This is a genomic window from Nonomuraea antimicrobica (assembly GCF_039536965.1).
GTDB lineage: Bacteria > Actinomycetota > Actinomycetes > Streptosporangiales > Streptosporangiaceae > Nonomuraea > Nonomuraea antimicrobica.
In genome coordinates this window covers 1-18,814 of the sequence record NZ_BAAAZP010000004.1, presented here as the reverse complement: position 1 = coordinate 18,814, position 18,814 = coordinate 1, and the positions used below count along the sequence as shown (strand labels likewise).

Below are 18,814 nucleotides of genomic sequence, written 5' to 3'. Positions count from 1 at the left end.
CGAGGTCCTCGACGTCGATGAGCAGCCACCGGTCGCGGTGGACGAGCTGGCCCAGGTGCCAGTCGCCGTGCGTCAGCAGCCCAGGCAGCGATCCCGGAGGCGGCCCAGGCGGCCATCCTGACCGGCGCCCTGGCCGCGACCCCGGCTGGGAGCCCGGCTGCGGCCCCGGACGGGACCCCGGCTGCGGCCAGGGCAGCGGGGGAGACTCTGGCAGCTCCTCGAACGCCCGCCGGATGAGCCGCTCCACCGGCCCGTCGCCCGGCATGCGGCTCACGGCGCGGGCCGCCCTGGCGGGCCCTCCGGCGGGCGGCAGCCCCGGCAGCACGGTCAGCGGGACGGCGTGCAGCCTGGCCAGCAGCCTGGCGCCCTCCTCCCACGGTGCGGAGCCCGGGTCGTCGTCGTGGGAGATGGGGCGGCCCGCCGGCCACACCGTCACCGCGCGCCCGGCCGCCGACAGCACGTCGGGGTTCAGCGGGGCCAGCATCACGCCGCTCACCGAGGCCGACGCGGCGGCGCGCAGCCTCTGCCGCAGCCCTTCGGGGTCGTCACGGGCCGAATGGGCCTTGACCACGACCTCACCCACGCGTAACACCACGACGTCCGTACGTGTCGGGTGCACCACGGGTGTCCCGGCCCCGCCGTGCGCGGCGGCGATGCCCGCCAGCTCCTCCTCCAGACCCACCCGTACAGACTAGGGCGCTGTCCGGGAGGTAAGACCAGAGGGCCAGACTGGTAGGCATGAGAGTCGGTTTCGCCGTACCGCAGTCAGGGCCCTGGGCCACCTCCGCGAACATGCGCCGCGTCGCCACCCGGGCCGAGGAGCTCGGGTACGCCGAGCTGTGGACGTTCCAGCGGCTGCTCTATCCGGTCGGGCATCCGATGGGGCCCACCTACCGTTCGGTCCACGACCCGCTGATCACGCTGGCCCACCTGTCGGCCGTGACCGGCGCCATCGGACTGGGCGTGGCCGTGATCAACGCGTACGTGCAGCCGGTCGAGCTGGCCAAGCAGCTCGCCACGTTGCAGACGCTCTCCGGCGGGCGGCTCACGGCGGGGGTCGGGCTGGGCTGGGTGCCGGAGGAGTTCGAGGCGTCCGGCGTGGACATGGCGCGGCGCGGGCGCCGGGCAGAGGAGTTCGTCGAGGTGCTGCGCAAGGCGTGGACCGACGACGTGGTCGAGCACTCCGGCGACTTCTACCGGGTGTCGCCCGCCCACATCGACCCCAAGCCCGTGCCGGGACCGCCGCCCGTCCTGCTCGGCGGCACCGCCGAGGTCGCGCTGCGCCGCGCGGCGCGGCTGGCCGACGGCTGGGTCAGCTCCAGCAGGGAGGACCTGTCGGCCATCGGCGGCCGGATCGAGCTGCTCAAGGCGGAGCTGACGGCGGCCGGGCGCGACCCCGCCGCGTTCCGGTTCGTGGTGCGCGGCGCCACGCGGGTGCGCGCGGCCGACGAGCCCCGCCCGCTGAGCGGCACGTACGACAAGATCCGGCGCGACGTGGCCGAGCTGGCCGCCGTGGGCGTGACAGACGTCTTCCACGACCTGAACTTCGACACCGAGATCCCCGTGGCCGGCGCGGAAGACGCGATGCGCCGGGCCGAGGAGGCGCTGGAGGCGCTGGCTCCCTAGCCGCCGCCGTAGGGCACGGTGATGATCTCCAGGTTGTGCCCGTCGGGGTCGGACCAGTAGAGGCCGCGCCCGCCGTCGTTGGTGTTGATCTGCCCCGGACGCTGGTGGAATGGATCGGCCCAGTACGTCAGGCCGCGCTCCTTGATCCGGCCCCAGATCTGGTCGAACTCGTCGTCACCGACGAGGAAGGCGTAGTGCTGCGACGGCACCTCGGGGCCCGCCTGCACCACGTCGAGCGAGACGTCGTTGCCGAGCGAGACGACGCGGAACGGGCCGTACTCGGGTGCCGGGTCCAGGCCGAGGATCTCGACGAGGAAGGTGGCGGTCGCGTCCCTGTCACTGGCCGGCACGATCGTGTGGTTCAGATGGACGGACATGTCTCCAGGCTATGTCAGGCCACGGGCAGGGGCACGCCGGCCGCCTCACCGGCATCTTCACCCACAGGCTCACCTCGGGTGAGTAGCCGGGCGATCACTTTCTGTCAAGGCCAGGCGGGCCGCCTTCGTGGCCACCGCGTGCCGCAGCTCGCGAACGCCTGCGCCGCCCCGCCGCGGGTGCACGGCGTTCGTCAGCAGCACCACGGTCAGGCGGCGGGCGGGGTCGATCACGAGCGAGGTGCCGGTGAATCCCGAGTGGCCGTACGCGCCGGTCAGCGGGCCGACGATGGCCGGATCGCCGATCCGCACGCCCAGCCCCTGGCGGAACGGCGCCCCCTCGGCCCCCTGGTCGCGCACCATCTCGGCGACGCTCTCCTGCCGCAGCACGGGCTCGCCGCCCTTGCGCAGCACCTCGCCGATGGTCAGCAGGTCTCCGGCCGTGGAGAACAGGCCCGCGTGCCCCGCCACACCGCCCAGCGCGTACGCGGTCTCGTCGTGCACCTCGCCCCGCACGCAGCCGGGCCCAGGACGCTCGGCCTTCCACTCGGTCGCGGCGACGCGCGCCAGCCTGGAGCCGTCGGGGCGGTAGACCGTGTCGGACAGCCCGAGCACGCCGGTCACCCGGTCGCGCACCAGGGCGTCGAGCCGCGCGCCGCCCGCCAGCTCGGCCAGGCGGCCCGCCATGATCATGCCGACGTCGCTGTACAGGCACGGCCCGCCGACCGGGTGGATGATCGGCGTGCGCAGCAGGGCGGCCAGGCGCGTCTCGGCGTCGGCCCTGGGCAGCTCGCGGTCGATGCGGCGGTCGGCGGGCAGCCCGGCGGTGTGGGTGAGCAGGCGGCGGAGCGTGATGCGCGGATCGGTGCCCTCGATCCGGGCGGCCACCGGCTCGTCGAGGTGGAGCCGGCCCTCCTCGGCCAGCGAGAGCAGCACGACCGTGGTGAAGAGCTTGCTGATCGAGGCCAGGTCGAAGATCGAGTCGCGGCGGGCGGGCGGGCGGTGCGCGGCCAGGGTCCCGCGGGCGTCGGTGTAGCGCACCAGCTCTCCGGCGACGGCCCCGGCCGCCACGGAGCCGTTCACGGCGATCAGCGCGACCGCGGCCGAGCACACGCGCGGCACGGCGTCCGCCAGGATCGCCTCCAGCCCCACCGGCATCCTTCCCCCTCATCACCGTCGTCGTCCGGCCCGGGGGCCGCACGGCCATCCGGGGGAGCCTGCGTCGCTCCCGCCCCGATGGCCCAACTCCATGATGCCGAAAGGTCCGGCCGTCCGGGGCCCGCTGCACGTCCGGGCGACGGGCTCCGTGGCGCCGTCAGGCCCCGTTCTCCGGGGGTCCGCTCCGACACCCGGCCCAGAAGGAGTCTGCGCCCCGGTCAGCCGCTGAGGGCGTCGCTGAGGCGTTCGCCGTGCGACTCCAGGAGCGTGCGGGCCCCGTCCGCGTCGAGACCGTGCTGGATCATCAGCACCGCGATCTTCGCCTGACCGCCCGCCGCGTCCAGCGCCGCGCCGGCCGTCTCCTGGTCGGCTCCGGTGATGTCGCTGACCATGCGCACCGCCCGCCCGGCGAGCTTGCTGTTCATGGCCGACATCTCGATCATCTTGTTCCCGTACGTGCGGCCCAGCTTGACCATCGAGATCGTCGAGATCATGTTCAGCACGAGCTTCTGCGCCGTGCCCGCCTTGAGCCGGGTCGAGCCGGTCACCACCTCGGGCCCCACGACCACCTCGATGGGGTGCTCGGCGGCGGCCGACAGCGGTGCGTCGCTGTTGCACGACAGCCCGACGGTCAGCGCGCCGCGGCCGGTCGCCTCCGCCAGCGCGCCCAGCACGAAGGGAGCCCGTCCGCTGGCGGAGACGCCGACGACCGAGTCGAGCGGCCCCACCTCCAGGTCCTTCAGCGCGGCGGCGCCCGCCTCGGTGTCGTCCTCGGCTCCCTCGACCGAGCGGGTCAGCGCGTCCGGCCCGCCCGCGATGATGCCCTGCACCAGCGAGGGGTCGGTGCCGAATGTGGGCGGGCACTCGCTGGCGTCGAGCACGGCCAGCCGCCCCGACGTGCCGGCGCCCACGTAGAGGAGCCGGCCGCCCTGGGCCATCCTGTCGGCGATCCCGTCGATGGCCGCCGAGATCGCCGGGATGACCACCGCCACGGCGGCGGGCACGGCGGCGTCGGCCTGGTTCATGAGGAGGGCGATCTCCTTGGTCGGCAGCCGGTCGATCTGGCTGTAGCGGGGATCGCTCTGCTCGGTGGACAGCTCGAGTAGCGGATCAATCATGTCGCTAATTTCCACCCTTTACTTCTCTCTTGTAAATATCTTTCAGACAATGGGTTCATGCAACCCGTACGAACAGGAGCCGAACGGCTGGCCGCGGATCCCCGCCTCGCCGGGGGCACCCGCCTCGGCCTGATCACCAACCCCACCGGAGTCCTGCCCGATCTGACCCCCACGCCCGTCGCCCTGTTGGCCGCGGGACTGAAGCTGACCGCCCTGTTCGGGCCCGAGCACGGCATGCGCGGCACGGCGCAGGCCGCGGGCGGCGAGAGCGACGCCGTGGACGAGCGGACCGGCCTGCCCGTCTACGACACCTACCAACTCTCCGGCGAGGACCTGGACCGGGTCGTGGCCGCCGCCGGCGTGGACACGCTGGTCTTCGACATCGCCGACGTGGGCGCCCGGTTCTACACGTACGTCTGGACCATGTACGACCTGCTGGAGTCGGCCGCCCGGCTCGGGCTGCGCTTCGTCGTGCTGGACCGCCCGAACCCGCTGGGCGGCGCCGTGGCCGAGGGGCCGGTGCTGGACCCGGCGTTCGCGAGCTTCGTGGGCCGCTTCCCACTGCCGGTACGGCACGGCAGGACGGTGGGGGAGCTGGCCGAGCTGTTCGGGTTCGACCTGGACCTGACCGTGGTCAGGATGGAGGGCTGGCGGCGGGAGACGGCCTTCGCGGAGACCGGCCTGCCCTGGGTGATGCCGTCGGTCAACATGCCCACCCCGGACACCGCGCTGGTCTACCCGGGCACCGGCCTGTTCGAGGGGACGAACTTCTCCGAGGGACGTGGCACGACCCGGCCCTTCGAGCTGGTCGGGGCCCCGTGCGTCGACGGGCGGTTCGCCCCGGCGCTGGCCGGGCTGGGCCTGCCGGGGGTGCGGTTCAGGGAGACGTGGTTCACGCCGACGTTCCACAAGCACGCCGGCACCCCCGTGCGCGGGGTGCAGCTCCACGTGCACGACCGCGACGCCTTCAGGCCCGTGCTGACCGGCCTGTCGATGCTGTACGTCGCCCGCGACCTCTACCCTGACGACCTGCGCTGGTGGGGCCCCGACCTGTTCCTGGACCACCTGTGGGGGTCCGACTCCCTCACCAGGTGCCTGGAGGCCGGTGGGGACCCACGCGAGCTCTGCCCGCCGCCGGGACGTCCGGAGGGGCGGCTGCTCTACGGTACGGATCATCACGCCAGTTCGCGCCGGTAGAGCCAGAAGACGCGTTCGGCTCGCGCGCCCACGGCGCGCGAGTAGAACGCCAGCGGCCCCACCCATCCGATCTGGGACTCGGTCTGCCCGGCGGCCCGCTGCTCGGCCAGGCACCTGCGCAGCAGCACCCGGCCCAGGCCGAGCCCGCGGGCGCCGGGCGCGGTGCCCATCGGGCCGAACCAGGACGGCCGCGCCCCCCAGGCGGCGAACCCGAGGATCCGGCCGTCGCGCTCGGCGTAGTGCAGCCCGGTCGCGTTGACCGCCTCCCAGGCCCACCGGTCGTTCCAGTGCTCCTCGGCGAACGCGGCCACCCGCTCCCGGCCTGCGCCGTCTCCTGGGCCGTCTCCTGGGCTGTCTCCTGGCCCGGCCGCGCGCACGGTGACGCCGGCCTCGGCCAGCCGCGCCAGCTCGGCCTCGACGGACAGGTCCGCCTTCATGAGGTCGGCCGTCATGTTCCAGGCCACGTCGTACTGCTCGTACCCCAGGCTCTCGGCCAGGCAGGCGGCGGCGGTGTAGCGGACGTCGATGCCCGGCCAGCCGTAGCACGGCGGGTTCCCGGCGAAGCGGGCCTCCCTGGCTCCCTGCCCGCGCAGCCACTCCTCGGCCGCGCGCACCAGCGCCCGCCCGCGCCCCTCTCCCCGGGCGGACGGGTGCACGGCGAGCAGGTCGATGTGCCCCGTGTCGGGGTCCTTGCCGGACATCGAGGCCATCACCACGCCGCCGTCGGTGGCCAGCGCCGTCCAGCGCCGCCCGGCCGGGGGCCGCGACAGGCGCCCGACCAGGGCCGCACCCTCCCCGGCGTCCAGCGTCAGCGCGGCCTCGGCCACGCGTGCCGCCTCGGCGGGCTCGGCGGCCCGTACGGCGTGGGACATCACACCTCGCTCATCGGGCGGGCGATCACGCTGCGGCGCTCGGGGTAGAAGCACGCGTGCTCCTGCGGCACGCCCTCGGTGATCTGGAGCAACGGCCGCTCCTCCGCGCACCGCTCGCCGCGGAACGGGCAGCGGCGGGCGAACAGGCAGCCGTCGTCGAACCGGCTCTCGTCCAGCGACTCCAGCGGCACCACGGGCTGCTCGCTCGGCTGCTCCAGGCCGTGCAGCACCGGGATCGCCGACAGCAGCGACTGCGTGTACGGGTGCACGGGGTCGGCGATGATCGTGTCCACCGCGCCGCGCTCGACGACCTGGCCGCGGTAGATGACGTACAGCTCGCCGTCGCCGCCGATGTAGCGGGCGGTGGCCACGTCGTGCGTGATGAACAGCACGCTCACCCCGAGGCGCTCGCGCAGGTCCTTCAGCAGCGACAGGATGCCCAGCCGGAGCGAGACGTCGATCATCGAGACGGCCTCGTCGGCGACCAGCATCTCCGGGTCCACGGTCAGCGCGCGGGCGATGACCACCCGCTGGCGCATGCCGCCGGAGAGCTGGTGCGGGTAGCGCGACAGCACCGTGCCGGGGTCCAGGCCGACCAGCGACAGCACCTCGGCCGCCCGCTCGTCCACCCACGACCTCGGCCGCCCCGTCTGCCCGGCGCGCAGGGTCAGCGGCGCGTGCAGCGTCTGGTGGATGGTCCGCGTCGGGTTCAGTGCCGAGTACGGGTCCTGGTGGATCATCTGGATCTTGCGGAAGTGCGGCTGGCGGTGCTTGGGCTTGAGCGCGGACATGGAGACGCCGTCGATGGCGACCTCACCCTCGTCGTACGCCTCCAGCCCCGCGATGATCCGCCCCAGCGTGGTCTTCCCGCAGCCGGACTCCCCGATGAACGAGGCCGCCCCGCCCTTGGGGATGGCGAAGTCCACGCCCCGCAGCGCCCGCACCTCGCGGGCCCCGAGCACCTTGCCCCGCTGCTTGAAGGTCTTGACGACCCCGGTTCCGGTGATCATGCGTGCTCCTTCACGGTCACGGCGTGGCACGCCACGGTCCTGGGCCCGTACGCGACGGCTTCCGGGTCCACGTCGTCGCACACGTCCATGCGCAGCGGGCAGCGCTCCCTGAACACGCAGCCCTGCTTCGGCACGGTCACCAGCGTCGGCGGGCGGCCGGGCAGCGCCTGGGCCTCGTCGATGTCGCCGACGAGGCGGGGGATGGCCCTGATCAGGCCCCGGGTGTAGGGGTGCCGGGGCGAGCCGAGCACCTCCCTGGTCGGGCCCTGCTCGACCAGGCGGCCGCCGTACATGACGGCCAGCCGGTCGGCGACCTCGGCCACCACGCCGATGTCGTGCGTGATGACCAGCGTGGTCAGGCCGCGCTCCGCGTGCACCTCGCGCACGATCTTCAGGATGTTGGCCTGGGTGATCATGTCGAGCGCGGTCGTGGGCTCGTCCAGCACCACCAGGTGGGCGTTGAGCACCAGCGCCAGCATGATGCCGACGCGCTGGCGCATGCCGCCGGACAGCTCGTGCTGATGCGAGTCGAGCACGCGGGCGCCGTCGAGGCCCATCCGGGACAGCAGCTCCTTGGCCTCGCGCACCAGGCCCCGCAGGTCCTCCACGCCGTGTGAACGGCCCAGGTCGAGCAGTTGCTTGCCGACCGTCTTGAGCGGGTTGAGGGAGTTCTGGGCGGCCTGGAAGACGTACCCGATGTGCCTGCCCCTGGCCTTGCGCAGCCGCTCGCCCGCCAGGCCCACCACGTCGCCCAGCCCGTCGATCTCGACGCTGCCCGCCGCGATCCTGCCGGGCGGCTGGACGGCGTTGAGCAGCGACAGGGCCAGCGTGGACTTGCCCGAGCCGGACTCGCCGACGATGCCGGTGATCGAGCCGGGCTCCAGCGTCAGCGTGACGTCCCTGACGGCGGGCAGCTCGCCCGCCGGGGTCTTGTAGACGACCGTGAGGCCGCCGATGCGCACTCCGGGCGCTTTCTCGCTCACCCTCTACTCCTCGCGCAGCCGGGGATTGAAGATCTCGTCCATGGCGTCCACCACGAGCACGATGGCCAGGGTCAGCAGCAGGATCGCCAGCAGCGGCCCGATGAGGAAGCCCAGCGCGCTCGGCACGGTGAGCGCCCCCGAGCGGAACACGGCCGTGTTGAGCATCTGGCCCCAGTTGTTCGACTCGTACGGCAGCACGCCCAGGAAGAAGAGCCCCACCTGCGCGTACACGCCACCGGTGATCGCGATGAGCATGTTCATCGCGATGTACGGCGCCATGCTCGGCAGCAGCTCCTTGCCCACGATGTGCGTGGTGGACAGCCCCAGCCCGCGCGCGGCCTCGATGAAGCCCCGCTCGCGCAGCGAGAGCGTCTGGGAGCGCACGGCCCTGGCCACGCCGCCCCAGCTCAGCAGCCCCAACACCAGGCCCATCTGGACGGCGCTGCTGAACTTCCACACCGTGGACAGCACCAGCAGCAGCGGCAGGCCGGGGATGGTCAGCTTCATGTCGGTGATCCGCATGAGCACGGTGTCCCAGCGGCCCCGCTTGAAGCCGGAGAACAGCCCGACGGCGGTGCCCAGGACCACCGTGATGACCGCGGTCACCAGGGCGGCCAGCAGCACGTACCGCGAGCCGGTGACGACGAGAGCGATCACGTCGCGGCCCTGGTCGTCGGTGCCGAGCCAGTGCTCCCAGCTCGGCGGCCTGGTGATCTGCGTCGGGTCGAGCGGCAACTGCGCGGGGTAGAACATCGGCCCGAACAGGCCCATGAAGGCGAACCCGGCCACGAGCACGACACCCACCATGCGGCTGGGCTTGCGCTTCATCACCCGCCAGACGCCCGCCCAGAAGTTGCGGCGCATCGCGGCGCTCGTCGACGCGCTCTCCAGGAGCACGCTCATGACGACACCTCCTCCCCGCTGCGGACCCGCGGGTCGATCACGGAGTAGAACAGGTCGGCGAGGATGTTCGCCAGGATGATGGCCACCGTGATGATCAGGAACGCCCCGCTCATCAGCGCGTAGTCACGCATGGTGATGCTGTCGATGAGCAGCAGGCCGAGCCCCGGATAGTTGAAGATCCGCTCGATGAACACCGCGCCGCCGAGCAGCAGGCCCAGCGACAGCGCCAGGATCGTGAACAGGGGCAGGATCGCGTTGCGGGCGATGTACCTGAAGACGATCGAGCGCTTCATCCCGCGCAACTCCGCGGCGAGGATGAAGTCGTCGCCGAGCACCGTGACGACGCTCGACTTCATGGCCAGGATCCACCCGCCGTACGCGGCCAGCGCGTACGTCGCCACCGGCAGCACCGCGTGCTCGACCAGCGAGCCGATGTAGCCGGCGTTGAACCCGGGCTCGAACAGGATGTCCACCGGCCCGTCCGCGGGCAGGATCGGGATCAGCGTGGCGAAGATCGCGCTGAGCAGCAGGCCCAGCACGTACTGCGGCACGCCGTGCAGCAGGGATCCGGAGACGGCCAGGATGTCGCCCAGCTTGCCGGAGCGCTTGATGGCCGCGTAGACGCCCAACAGGATGCCGACCAGGAAGCTGAGCAGCGTGCCCGCCAGCACCGGTAGAACGGTCCACTTGGCGGCCTCGCCCAGCACCTGGGTGACGGGCGCGCCCGCGTGGGTGACCGACTGGCCGAGGTCGAAGCGGAACAGGCCCGACATGTACTGGACGTACTGCTCCCACAGCGAGCCCTTGGGCTGGAACCCGTACAGCACGCGCGTGGCCGCCTCGGCCGCCTGCTGGTCCATGCCCTGCTGGATCAGCTTCTGGACATTGGCTGCCACCGGGTCGCCGGGAATGCTCCTGACGATGAAGAAGCTGATCGTGGCCACGACGAGGATCATGACGACCCCGCGGGCCACGTGGCCCGCGAGTCGCCGTGCGATGACTACCATAGGCACTTTCTCTACTGCTTCGCCTTGATGAGACCGAGCTGCATCCAGACACCGGCGTTCAGGCGGAGCAGGTCGCTGTCCTGGGCCGGCCAGCCGGTGAAGCGGCTGGTGTTGGTGAACTGGGAGTTGACGTAGTCCCAGAGCTGGATGGCCGGCAGGTCCTGGTTGGCCGTCTTGGCGAGCTGCACCATGATCGGCTTGGCCTCTTCGGGGGTGGCCGCGTTGAGCTTGGCGGTCAGCTCACCCGGGTTGATCTTGCCGACGCCCTCGACGTCGATCTCCTCCGCGCTGCCCATGAAGTTGCCGCCCTTGCCGGGGGCGTTGTGCGCGACCTTGCCCGCGACGTTGGACCAGCCGTTGGAGACGCCGTAGAGGCGCGCGAAGATGTCGTACGGCGCCGGGCCGAGCGCCATCAGCCACAGGCCGACGTCGTACTTGCCGGCCGCGATCTCCTCCTGGTAGACGGCGAAGTCGGCGACGGTCACGACCTCCGCGTCCACGCCGGCGGCGATGAGCTGGCTCTTGATGTTCTCCTCGGCCGAGATCCAGTCGGAGAACGGCGCGGGGGCGTACATGGTGAGCTTCCACGGCTTGCCGTCGGCCAGGGTCCACTTGCCGTCGGTCTTCTTCAGACCGGCCGCCTTGAACTCCTCCTCCGCCTTGGCCAGGTCGTGCTTGTACGGGTTGAGCGCGGCCAGTTCGGAGCCGATCCACTCCTGGGCGGGCTTCTGGTGCATGCCGGAGGTCGTCACGGCCGGCGTGCCGCCCTCGGGCGAGGCCACCTTGGTCACCTGGTCGCGGTCGATCAGGTAGGCCAGGCCGCGCCGCACGTGCACGTTGTCGTACGGCTTCTTCGTCTGGTTGAACGCCATGCCGACGGCCACCGGCGAGAAGCCGGTGATGACGTTGGAGCCGGGCGCCTGCTTGATCCGGGTCATCACGTCGGTGGGCATGGCGGTGAAGCCGGCCTGGTCGAGCTTGCCGGCGCTCAGGTAGTTCCAGATCTGCTCGTTGCCGCTGAAGTTGAGGAACTTCACCTGGGCCGGCGCGACGTTGGCGGCGTTGTAGAAGTTCTTGTTCTTGACCAGCAGCGCCTCACCCGGGTTGACCCGCTCCAGCGTGAACGGGCCGGCGGAGACGTCCTTCGGCGGCGCGAAGGCGAGCACCTTCTGGCCGATGGCGAGGATCTCCTCGCGGGCCTTGTCGGCCTCGCCGCCGGTGCCCCTGGCGGCCTTCTGCTTGTCCCAGAAGTCGGCCGGCAGCGTGCTGCTCCAGACGTGCGCGGGCACGACCCACGTGTCCATGATGCTGCGGCCGAACTTGGAGCTCGGGTTGGACATGTCCTGGGTGACCTTGACGGTCTTGGGGTCGACCACCTGGACGTCGGAGGCCACGCCCGCCGCGCCCGGCGTGGTCGCGAACGCGGTGCTGCCCTGCGTGGAGGCCAGGCCCAGCGAGAGCTTGACGTCGTCGGCCGTCACGGGCTTGCCGTCGGACCACTTGGCGTTCGGCTGGATGTGGATGGTGATCGAGGAGTTGTCGGGCGCGATCTCCCAACTGGCGGCGATGCCCGGGTAGAACTGGTTCGGGTCGGTCACGTGGTTCTTGACCCACCCGAGCTTCATGGCGTTGTAGCCGAGGAAAGAGTTGCCCTTGGGCGCCCACGGGTTCGCCGGGCCGGTCGCATCGAGGCCTGGCTTGTTCACGTCGATCGTGGTGAACAAGCCGCCGCCGGTCGAGCCGCCGGAATTGTTGGTGCTGCTGCCGCCGCTGCACGCCGCTGTCGCGGTGGCCAGGCCCAGCAACGCCACTACCGCTGCCAGTCGCTTCATTTGCCGCTCCGGGGGATGTCTCTAGGGATTGACCGGACATTACGATCGCGCCACGCGAGCGTCAATAATCTCCAGTGGTTGTGAGGCTAATGTAACTTTCCTTCATCAGTGTACGGAGTGGAGCTAAGCGCCATCAAATTTTCGGTCAGCTCGGGAGCAGGACCGCGGCCCCGCTGAACCGGTCGGCCGCGAGATCGGCCAGCGCCCGGTCCGCCTCCTCGAAGGGGTAGGGCGTCGTCGTGACCCGCGGCGGATGCGCCAGCGCGAGCTCCAGGTAGGCCCGCCCGTCGGCCCTGGTGTTGGCCGTCACGCTGCGGAGCGTGCGCTCCTGGAAGAGATGCCGCTCGTAGTCGAGCGGCGGGATGTCGGTCAGGTGGATGCCTGCCACGGCCAGGGTACCTCCCCGGTCGAGTGCTTCCAGCGCGGGCGGCACCAGCGTGCCCACGGGCGCGAACAGGATGGCCGCGTCGAGCGGCTCGGGCGGCCGGTCTCCCGCCGAGGCCGCCCCCAGCTCCAGGGCCAGCTCCCGGGAGGCGGCCGACCTGCTGACCGCGTGCACGACCGCGCCCTGCGCGATCGCGGCCTGGGCGGTCAGGTGGGCCGAGGCGCCGAAACCGTAGATCCCCAGCCGCCCGCCCGGCGGCAGGTCGCAGCGCAGCAGCGCCCGGTAGCCGATGATCCCGGCGCACAGCAGCGGCGCCAGCCGCTCGGCGGGCACGTCATCGGGCAGCGGATAGACGTAGTCGCGGGGCGCGGTGAGGTAGTCGGCGTACCCGCCGTCGGCGTCCCAGCCCGTGTAGGTGGAGTCGGCGCAGAGGTTCTCCATCCCCGCGCGGCAGTACTTGCACACGCCGCACGTGGAGCGGAGCCAGGCCACGCCGACCCGCTCGCCCGTGCCCTCGACCCGTCCCACGACCTGGTGCCCGGGGGTGGTGCGGGGCCGTCGCGGCGCCAGGTCGCCCTCGGCCAGGTGCAGGTCCGTACGGCACACCCCGCACGCCTCCACCCGGATCAGGACCTCGCCCGGCCCCGGCTCCGGCACGTCCCGTTCGATCAGCGCCAGCGGCCGGGACGCCATCGGACCCGGCCGCTCCACCACCCAGGCCCGCACGTCAGGACAGCCTGGAGTGGGCCAGAGAGGCGTACAGCGCGGCCCCGTCGGTCAGCACCGCGTCGTCGAAGACCGCCTCGGGCGAATGGTTGTAGGGCGCCGTGGCCGGGTCGCGGCCGGGCGGGCAGGCCCCCAGGAAGACGAACGCCCCCGGCACGTTCTCCAGCACGTACGAGAAGTCCTCAGACCCCATGATCGGCTGCGGCGAGACGAAGTAGCGCCCAGGCCCGAACAGCTCGTCGGCCGTCTCGCGCACGAAGTCGGTCTCGCCGCGGTCGTTGACCGTCACCGGGTAGCCCATCCCGAACGACGCCTCGACCGCCAGGCCGTGCGCCGCCGCGATGCCCTGCACGACCTCTGTGAGCCGCTTCTTGACCCGCTCCCTGTTGTCCTTGCTGAAGGTGCGCACCGTGGCGTCGAAGCGGGCCTCGTCGGGGATGATGTTGTCGGCCGTGCCGCCGTGGAAGCTGCCCACCGTCACCACGACCGGGTCGAACACGTCGAACGTCCTGGTCACCATCGTCTGCAGGGCCGTCACCATCTCGCAGCCCGCCTGGATCGGGTCGAGCGAGCGGTGCGGGCTCGACCCGTGCCCGCCACGTCCCTTCACCGTCACGTTGAACGTGTCGGCCGCCGCCATGATCGGCCCAGGCCGCGACGCGAACAGCCCCGGCGGCAACATCGCCGACACCACGTGCATGCCGTACGCCGCCACCGGCCGCTCGCCCGCCGCGTCGAGCACCCCCTCGGCGATCATGTGCTTGGCGCCCTCGTGGCCCTCCTCGCCCGGCTGGAACATGAAGATCACGTCACCGGCCAGCTCCTCCCGCCGCGCGCACAGCAGGTGCGCCGCCCCCGCCAGCATCGCGGTGTGCAGGTCGTGCCCGCACGCGTGCATCTGGCCTGGCGACTGGGAGACGTAGGGCAGGTCGTTCCTCTCGGTCACGGGCAGGGCGTCCATGTCGCCCCGCAGCAGCACCGCCGGTCCTGGGCGGCCGCCCCTCAGCACGGCGGTCACCGAGCTGAGGGCCTTGCCCGTGGTGATCTCCAGCGGCAGCCCTTCCAGCGCCGCCAGCACCTTCTCCTGGGTGCGCGGCAGGTGCAGGCCGAGCTCCGGAGTGGTGTGCAAAGAGTGCCTGAGCTGGACGATCTCGTCTCGCATGTCCTGCGCGGATTCAGTGAACGACATGAAGAACATTGTTCACGAGCCGGGCGGGAAGTCGATAAGGCGCGCTCGGTACGATGTGGGCGTGACTCAGCGCAAGCGGATCGACTCCTGGTTGTCCGACATGGACGGCGTTCTCGTCCACGAGGGGCGGCCGGTCCCCGGCGCCGACGAGTTCATCAAGCGGCTCAGCGAATCGGAGAAGAAGTTCCGGGTCCTGACCAACAACTCGATCTACACGCAACGCGACCTCTCGGTACGGCTGGCCGGCGCGGGCCTGGCCGTGCCCGCCGAGTCCATCTACACCTCCGCGCTGGCCACCGCCCAGTTCCTCGACGACCAGCGGCCGGGCGGGTCGGCGTACGTGATCGGCGAGTCCGGGCTCACGACGGCGCTGCACGAGGTCGGCTACGTGCTGACCGACCTCGACCCCGACTACGTGGTGCTCGGCGAGACCCGCACCTACAGCTTCACGCAGATCACCCGGGCCATCCGGCTCATCGAGGGCGGGGCCCGCTTCATCGCCACCAACCCCGACCCCGTCGGCCCCTCCACCGAGGGCTCACTGCCCGCCTGCGGCGCGGTGGCGGCGCTCATCACCAAGGCCACCGGCGTGGCCCCCTACTTCGTCGGCAAGCCCAACCCCCGGATGATGCGCAGCGCGCTCAACGCGATCGAGGCGCACAGCGAGACCACGGCCATGATCGGCGACCGGATGGACACCGACATCGTGTCGGGGATGGAGGCGGGGTTGTTCACGATCCTCGTCCTCACGGGCGTCACCCAGCGCCACGAGATCGACCGCTTCCCCTACCGGCCCTCCCTGGTCGTCGACTCGGTCGCCGACCTCGTCGACCTGATCTGACACGGGCAAGTCGGAGGGCGATCCTGACGCCCGCTGACAGGTATGGCTGGCAGTCTCGACTGTCATGAACCGCCTTTACCTGGAGATCGGCCCGAAGAGGGTGTTCGCCTGCTCGCTCGACTGGCCCGGCTGGTGCCGGGTCGACAAGGGCGAGGAGGCGGCCATCGAGCGGCTGCTGGACTACGCTCCCCGCTACCGCGTGATCGCCGCCCGCGCCGGGCTGGAGTTCACGCCGGGTGACCCCGAGGTGGTGGCCAGGGTGCGGGGGAGCGTGGTGACGGACGTCGGGGTGCCTGAGCGGGTGCCGGAACTCGACCTGGAGCCGCTGTCCGGCCCTGAGGCCGAGCGCTCGGTCGCCCTGGTGCGGGCGGCCTGGGCGCTGTTCGACGAGACGGCCGAGGTCTCGCCCGAGGAGCTGCGCAAGGGCCCGCGCGGGGGCGGGCGCGACCGTACGAAGATCGTGGAGCACGTTACGGAGGCCGAGCGCTCGTACGCCAGGAGGGTGGGCGTGCGGCACAAGCCGTACAAGTCACGTGCGGACCGCGAGGCCATGCGCGCCGAGCTGGCCCAGGTGCTGTCCCGTCCGTGGGCGCCTGAGGAGACCGGGCAGGAGAGCCCGCCCCAGAAGGCGTCCTGGCCCCCGCGCTACGCGCTGCGCCGCATCGCCTGGCACGTCCTCGACCACCTGTGGGAGATCGAGGACCGGCGTCAGAGCCGCGGGTCCTGAGGAAGATCGGTGGTCCGGGGGAGGGCGCGGGCTCAGAGGGAGAGCGCGGGTTCCATCATCCCGGCGGGGCAGAGCTGGCCGAGCACCGCGCGTACCTGGGCGCGCAGGTCCGGGGCGGCCAGGCGGCCGTTCTCGTCGAAGTAGGGGCAGGCGGGGGAGACCACCAGCTCGGCCCCCATCACGACCGCCCGCGCCTCGAGGAGCTGCTTGTTCAGCTCGGCCTGCGCCCACATGGCCCCGCAGGCCCGGGCGCTGGCGCTCATCACGGCCACGTGCTTGCCCGACAACCCGTCGCGCGCCGCCATCCAGTCCAGCGCGTACGTCAGCTCGATCGGCAGCAGGCTGTGCTCGGGGGCCGTCAGCAGCACCGCGTCGCCGTCGGCGACCAGCCCGACCAGCTCGCGAGCCGCAGCCGGGGCGGGCCCCGGATGGTACGGCGTGATCGCGTCCAGTCCCCGCCACACTTCGAACTCCACGTCCCTCGGCAGTTCACCGCCCGCTGCGTCCAACAATCTGGTGATAAATGACCCCGTGTGCAGGCTGGCGGCGAATCCGATGATTTTCACCCACTGCTCCAAAGAGGTTCCGAAGTTACCGAGAACCTGCCCGATGCCGCGGATGTCCAAGACCATACGAAAGTCAAGAGGCGCACAGTCTTTGCCGTACCGGGAGACGCACTGGTGGAGCCGCCTACCGGGAGGAGCGTTGATCGTCGGACGCCCGGGGGCGCCGGAAGATGAGAGCCAGCACGCGCAGCACCAGAATCGACGAGATCACCAGCAGGTTGTAGCCGATGAGCTGGAACAACGTCGTCGTCGGCGGCAACGCCACGGGCCCGCCCTCCGAGCCCAGCAGGACGACCGCCATCACCCCCGCCGTGGCGCCCAGCACCGTGAGCAGCACCTGGTGCAGCAGGCCGGTGACGAAGCGGCGGTCGCGTTCGTCGGCCAGCAGGCGCACGTTCATGCTGAAGCGGCCATGTTCCGCGGCGCTCGCGATGCGCTCGACCCGGCGCGGCAGACGGCGCAGCATCGGCAGCAGCGCCGCCACCTCCTGCGCCACCGTCTCGCGCACGGTGTCGGGGCCGATCTGCTCGGCCAGATAGCGCCCGGCGAACGAGCGGGCCTCGCCGATCAGGTTGAACCCGGGTGACAGGCGGACGAGCGTGCCCTCCAGCGTGGCCAGCGCGCGGAAGACGGCCGCCACCTCGGGCGGTATGGACAGGCCGTACTCCGAGACGATCTTGAACAGGTCGGTGAACATCTGGACGCTGTCCATGCCCGGCGCCAGGTGCTTGGCCATGAACTGGCCGAGCGCCCGTTCGAGCGCGGGCTCGTCGATGTCCTCCGGCCGGGGCACGACCTCCAGCAGCGCGTCCGTGACGCCCAGCGGGTCCTGGCGGTTCATGGCCAGCAGGAAGCGTTGCAGCGCCGAGCGTACGGAGCCGTCCAGCCTGCCCACCGAGCCGAAGTCGAGCAGGCCGAGCGTGCCGTCCTCCAGCAGCATGAGGTTGCCCGGGTGCGGGTCGGCGTGGAAGACGCCCTCGACGAGGATCTGCCTGAGCAGGCAGTCGAGCAGGTCGCGAGCCAGGCGCGGGCCCTGCTCAGCGGACGCCGCGGTGACCGCGGTGCCCGACAGCCGCTGCATGACGAGGACGCGTTCCGAGCACATGGCGCCGATCGGGGCCGGATAGCTGACGGGGCCGCCGCCCGAGGCCGCCACGGCCGCCATGTTGGCCGCCTCGACGCGGAAGTCGAGCTCCTCGCGGATCGCCGCGGCGAACCCGTCGGCCAGGTCGATCAGGCCCAGCGAACGGCCCCAGCGGGTCCTGGCCTCCAGCGTGGCGGCCAGGCGGCGGACGATGTCGAGGTCCTTGCCGACGACCGCGCCGATCCCCGGCCGCTGCACCTTGACCACGACGCTCTCGCCCGAGTGCAGCCGGGCGACGTGGACCTGCCCGATGGAGGCGGCGGCCAGCGGCGTCCTGTCGAACTCGGCGAACACCTCCTCGACCGGCCCGCCCAGCTCCCTGGCCAGCAGCGGCTCGATCCGCTCCCACGGGGCCGGGGCGACCTGGTCCTGCAGCCGTCCCAGCTCCTCGACGAACTCGGCGGGCAGCAGGTCGCGCCGGGTGGACAGGACCTGGCCGAGCTTGACGAACGTGACCCCGCCGTCCTCCAGGGCCCCGCGCAGCGACCTGGCCAGGCGCAGCTTGCCCGAGCGGTCCTCCAGCCGCTCGCCCCGCCCCCGCAGGTACGGGCCGAGCCCGTGGCGGATGGCGACCCTGGTGATCTGGGAGTACCTCCTGGCCCGCGACAGCCGCCCGCGCAGCGACCTGGCCGCCTCCAGCGGCCCCGGCACCGAGCCCGGCGGCACCAGGGCCTCGGCGAGCACCAGCAGGGCCATGGGGATGAGCACGAAGACCATGACGACCAGCAGGAGCAGGCCCAGGGCGGCGGCGCCGGGGGGCTCCTGCGTGGCGTCCATGGGGCCGAGGGTCCCCAGGATCGGCTCCAGCATCGACTGCGCCAGGCCGAACGCCAGCAGCGCGGCCAGGAAGGTGCGGAACGCGCCGAACCGCACGTCCAGCAGGCGCTGCGCCGCGGTGGCGAGCAGGAGGATCATCAGCAGGGTGACGCCACTGACGAACACCGCCGTGGGGAGGTCCATGAGCCAGGATCCTCCCACGGCCCCCCATCTCGCCGCCCCCATAGCCGGGCAAAAGCCACACTTTCGCAGTCGCGGGTGACGGTCCCGGCCGTCAGGCCGGGGACGGTGGGTGGCGGCGCGGTCGGGCTGCCGGTGGGTGGCGGCGCGGGCCGGTAGCCGGCAGGCTGGTCACGGGCGGGCCGGTTCACCGGCGGGC

Annotated in this window: 17 protein-coding genes and 1 pseudogene; 4 read left to right on the top strand and 14 right to left on the bottom strand. The window is 71.8% G+C overall.

Features of this window, described 5'->3' with window-relative positions:
* Window positions 1-682 (bottom strand): annotated as a pseudogene (locus ABD844_RS01330) (phosphotransferase family protein); the annotation flags it as partial.
* Between the two features lie 56 nt (window positions 683-738).
* Here ABD844_RS01330 and ABD844_RS01325 point away from each other — a divergent pair.
* Entirely contained in the window at window positions 739-1,626 is an 888-nt protein-coding gene (locus ABD844_RS01325; RefSeq protein WP_344872025.1) for a TIGR03619 family F420-dependent LLM class oxidoreductase, read from the top strand.
* Here ABD844_RS01325 and ABD844_RS01320 read toward each other — a convergent pair.
* The 3 genes from ABD844_RS01320 to murQ form a co-directional block, all read right to left on the bottom strand.
* On the bottom strand, window positions 1,623-2,003 hold the full coding sequence (locus tag ABD844_RS01320; RefSeq protein WP_344872023.1) for a VOC family protein: 381 nt from the start codon (window positions 2,001-2,003) through the stop codon (window positions 1,623-1,625). The two genes, ABD844_RS01325 and ABD844_RS01320, sit on opposite strands and share 4 nt — an antisense overlap.
* A 69-nt stretch (window positions 2,004-2,072) precedes the next feature.
* Entirely contained in the window at window positions 2,073-3,158 is a 1,086-nt protein-coding gene (locus ABD844_RS01315) for a serine hydrolase domain-containing protein (RefSeq protein WP_344872022.1), read from the bottom strand.
* Window positions 3,159-3,376: 218 nt separating this feature from the next.
* On the bottom strand, window positions 3,377-4,276 hold the full coding sequence (gene murQ, locus ABD844_RS01310) for an N-acetylmuramic acid 6-phosphate etherase (protein WP_344872020.1): 900 nt from the start codon (window positions 4,274-4,276) through the stop codon (window positions 3,377-3,379).
* Between the two features lie 57 nt (window positions 4,277-4,333).
* Here murQ and ABD844_RS01305 point away from each other — a divergent pair, with 57 nt between their 5' ends.
* Window positions 4,334-5,473, top strand: a complete 1,140-nt coding sequence (locus ABD844_RS01305; protein WP_344872018.1) for an exo-beta-N-acetylmuramidase NamZ family protein — start codon at window positions 4,334-4,336, stop codon at window positions 5,471-5,473.
* Here the strand turns inward: ABD844_RS01305 and ABD844_RS01300 are convergent.
* From ABD844_RS01300 to ABD844_RS01265, 8 genes are all read right to left on the bottom strand, one after another.
* A complete protein-coding gene (locus tag ABD844_RS01300; RefSeq protein WP_344872119.1) occupies window positions 5,452-6,345 on the bottom strand; it encodes a GNAT family N-acetyltransferase in 894 nt (297 codons plus the stop codon). The two genes, ABD844_RS01305 and ABD844_RS01300, sit on opposite strands and share 22 nt — an antisense overlap.
* Entirely contained in the window at window positions 6,345-7,355 is a 1,011-nt protein-coding gene (locus tag ABD844_RS01295; protein ID WP_344872016.1) for an ABC transporter ATP-binding protein, read from the bottom strand. Before ABD844_RS01295 ends, ABD844_RS01300 begins: the two co-directional genes overlap by 1 nt.
* Window positions 7,352-8,338, bottom strand: coding sequence for an ABC transporter ATP-binding protein (locus ABD844_RS01290; protein WP_344872014.1), 987 nt, complete (start codon window positions 8,336-8,338; stop codon window positions 7,352-7,354). Before ABD844_RS01290 ends, ABD844_RS01295 begins: the two co-directional genes overlap by 4 nt.
* Window positions 8,339-8,341: 3 nt before the next feature.
* Window positions 8,342-9,241 carry an ABC transporter permease gene (locus ABD844_RS01285; RefSeq protein WP_344872012.1) on the bottom strand — a complete coding sequence of 300 codons (900 nt, stop codon included), beginning with the start codon at window positions 9,239-9,241 and terminating at the stop codon, window positions 8,342-8,344.
* Window positions 9,238-10,248 carry an ABC transporter permease gene (locus ABD844_RS01280; RefSeq protein ID WP_344872011.1) on the bottom strand — a complete coding sequence of 337 codons (1,011 nt, stop codon included), beginning with the start codon at window positions 10,246-10,248 and terminating at the stop codon, window positions 9,238-9,240. Before ABD844_RS01280 ends, ABD844_RS01285 begins: the two co-directional genes overlap by 4 nt.
* A gap of 11 nt (window positions 10,249-10,259) precedes the next feature.
* Window positions 10,260-12,080 (bottom strand): ABC transporter substrate-binding protein, encoded by a 1,821-nt coding sequence (locus ABD844_RS01275; RefSeq protein ID WP_344872009.1) that lies wholly within the window; start codon window positions 12,078-12,080, stop codon window positions 10,260-10,262.
* A gap of 145 nt (window positions 12,081-12,225) precedes the next feature.
* Window positions 12,226-13,191 (bottom strand): zinc-dependent alcohol dehydrogenase family protein, encoded by a 966-nt coding sequence (locus ABD844_RS01270; RefSeq protein ID WP_344872007.1) that lies wholly within the window; start codon window positions 13,189-13,191, stop codon window positions 12,226-12,228.
* Between the two features lies 1 nt (window position 13,192).
* Complete coding sequence (locus ABD844_RS01265; protein WP_344872005.1) at window positions 13,193-14,380, bottom strand: M20 metallopeptidase family protein; 1,188 nt, start codon at window positions 14,378-14,380, stop codon at window positions 13,193-13,195.
* A 61-nt stretch (window positions 14,381-14,441) separates the two neighbouring features.
* Here ABD844_RS01265 and ABD844_RS01260 point away from each other — a divergent pair, with 61 nt between their 5' ends.
* Complete coding sequence (locus tag ABD844_RS01260; RefSeq protein WP_425568488.1) at window positions 14,442-15,221, top strand: HAD-IIA family hydrolase; 780 nt, start codon at window positions 14,442-14,444, stop codon at window positions 15,219-15,221.
* Window positions 15,222-15,285: 64 nt separating this feature from the next.
* On the top strand, window positions 15,286-15,948 hold the full coding sequence (locus ABD844_RS01255) for a hypothetical protein (protein WP_344872003.1): 663 nt from the start codon (window positions 15,286-15,288) through the stop codon (window positions 15,946-15,948).
* A 32-nt stretch (window positions 15,949-15,980) separates the two neighbouring features.
* Here ABD844_RS01255 and ABD844_RS01250 read toward each other — a convergent pair whose 3' ends face one another.
* Both ABD844_RS01250 and ABD844_RS01245 read right to left on the bottom strand, forming a co-directional pair.
* Complete coding sequence (locus ABD844_RS01250; protein ID WP_344872001.1) at window positions 15,981-16,580, bottom strand: NADPH-dependent FMN reductase; 600 nt, start codon at window positions 16,578-16,580, stop codon at window positions 15,981-15,983.
* A 58-nt stretch (window positions 16,581-16,638) separates the two neighbouring features.
* A complete protein-coding gene (locus tag ABD844_RS01245) occupies window positions 16,639-18,618 on the bottom strand; it encodes an ABC1 kinase family protein (protein ID WP_344871999.1) in 1,980 nt (659 codons plus the stop codon).
* Window positions 18,619-18,814: the final 196 nt, after the last annotated feature.

Bases quoted from the DNA above. Each gene is read 5' to 3' on its own strand.
- ABD844_RS01325 (WP_344872025.1), top strand. From the start codon at position 739: ATGAGAGTCGGTTTCGCCGTACCGCAGTCAGGGCCCTGGGCCACCTCC.
- ABD844_RS01320 (WP_344872023.1), bottom strand. From the start codon at position 2,003: ATGTCCGTCCATCTGAACCACACGATCGTGCCGGCCAGTGACAGGGAC.
- ABD844_RS01315 (WP_344872022.1), bottom strand. From the start codon at position 3,158: ATGCCGGTGGGGCTGGAGGCGATCCTGGCGGACGCCGTGCCGCGCGTG.
- murQ (WP_344872020.1), bottom strand. From the start codon at position 4,276: ATGATTGATCCGCTACTCGAGCTGTCCACCGAGCAGAGCGATCCCCGC.
- ABD844_RS01305 (WP_344872018.1), top strand. From the start codon at position 4,334: ATGCAACCCGTACGAACAGGAGCCGAACGGCTGGCCGCGGATCCCCGC.
- ABD844_RS01300 (WP_344872119.1), bottom strand. From the start codon at position 6,345: ATGTCCCACGCCGTACGGGCCGCCGAGCCCGCCGAGGCGGCACGCGTG.
- ABD844_RS01295 (WP_344872016.1), bottom strand. From the start codon at position 7,355: ATGATCACCGGAACCGGGGTCGTCAAGACCTTCAAGCAGCGGGGCAAG.
- ABD844_RS01285 (WP_344872012.1), bottom strand. From the start codon at position 9,241: ATGAGCGTGCTCCTGGAGAGCGCGTCGACGAGCGCCGCGATGCGCCGC.
- ABD844_RS01280 (WP_344872011.1), bottom strand. From the start codon at position 10,248: ATGGTAGTCATCGCACGGCGACTCGCGGGCCACGTGGCCCGCGGGGTC.
- ABD844_RS01275 (WP_344872009.1), bottom strand. From the start codon at position 12,080: ATGAAGCGACTGGCAGCGGTAGTGGCGTTGCTGGGCCTGGCCACCGCG.
- ABD844_RS01265 (WP_344872005.1), bottom strand. From the start codon at position 14,380: ATGTCGTTCACTGAATCCGCGCAGGACATGCGAGACGAGATCGTCCAG.
- ABD844_RS01255 (WP_344872003.1), top strand. From the start codon at position 15,286: ATGAACCGCCTTTACCTGGAGATCGGCCCGAAGAGGGTGTTCGCCTGC.
- ABD844_RS01250 (WP_344872001.1), bottom strand. From the start codon at position 16,580: ATGGTCTTGGACATCCGCGGCATCGGGCAGGTTCTCGGTAACTTCGGA.
- ABD844_RS01245 (WP_344871999.1), bottom strand. From the start codon at position 18,618: ATGGACCTCCCCACGGCGGTGTTCGTCAGTGGCGTCACCCTGCTGATG.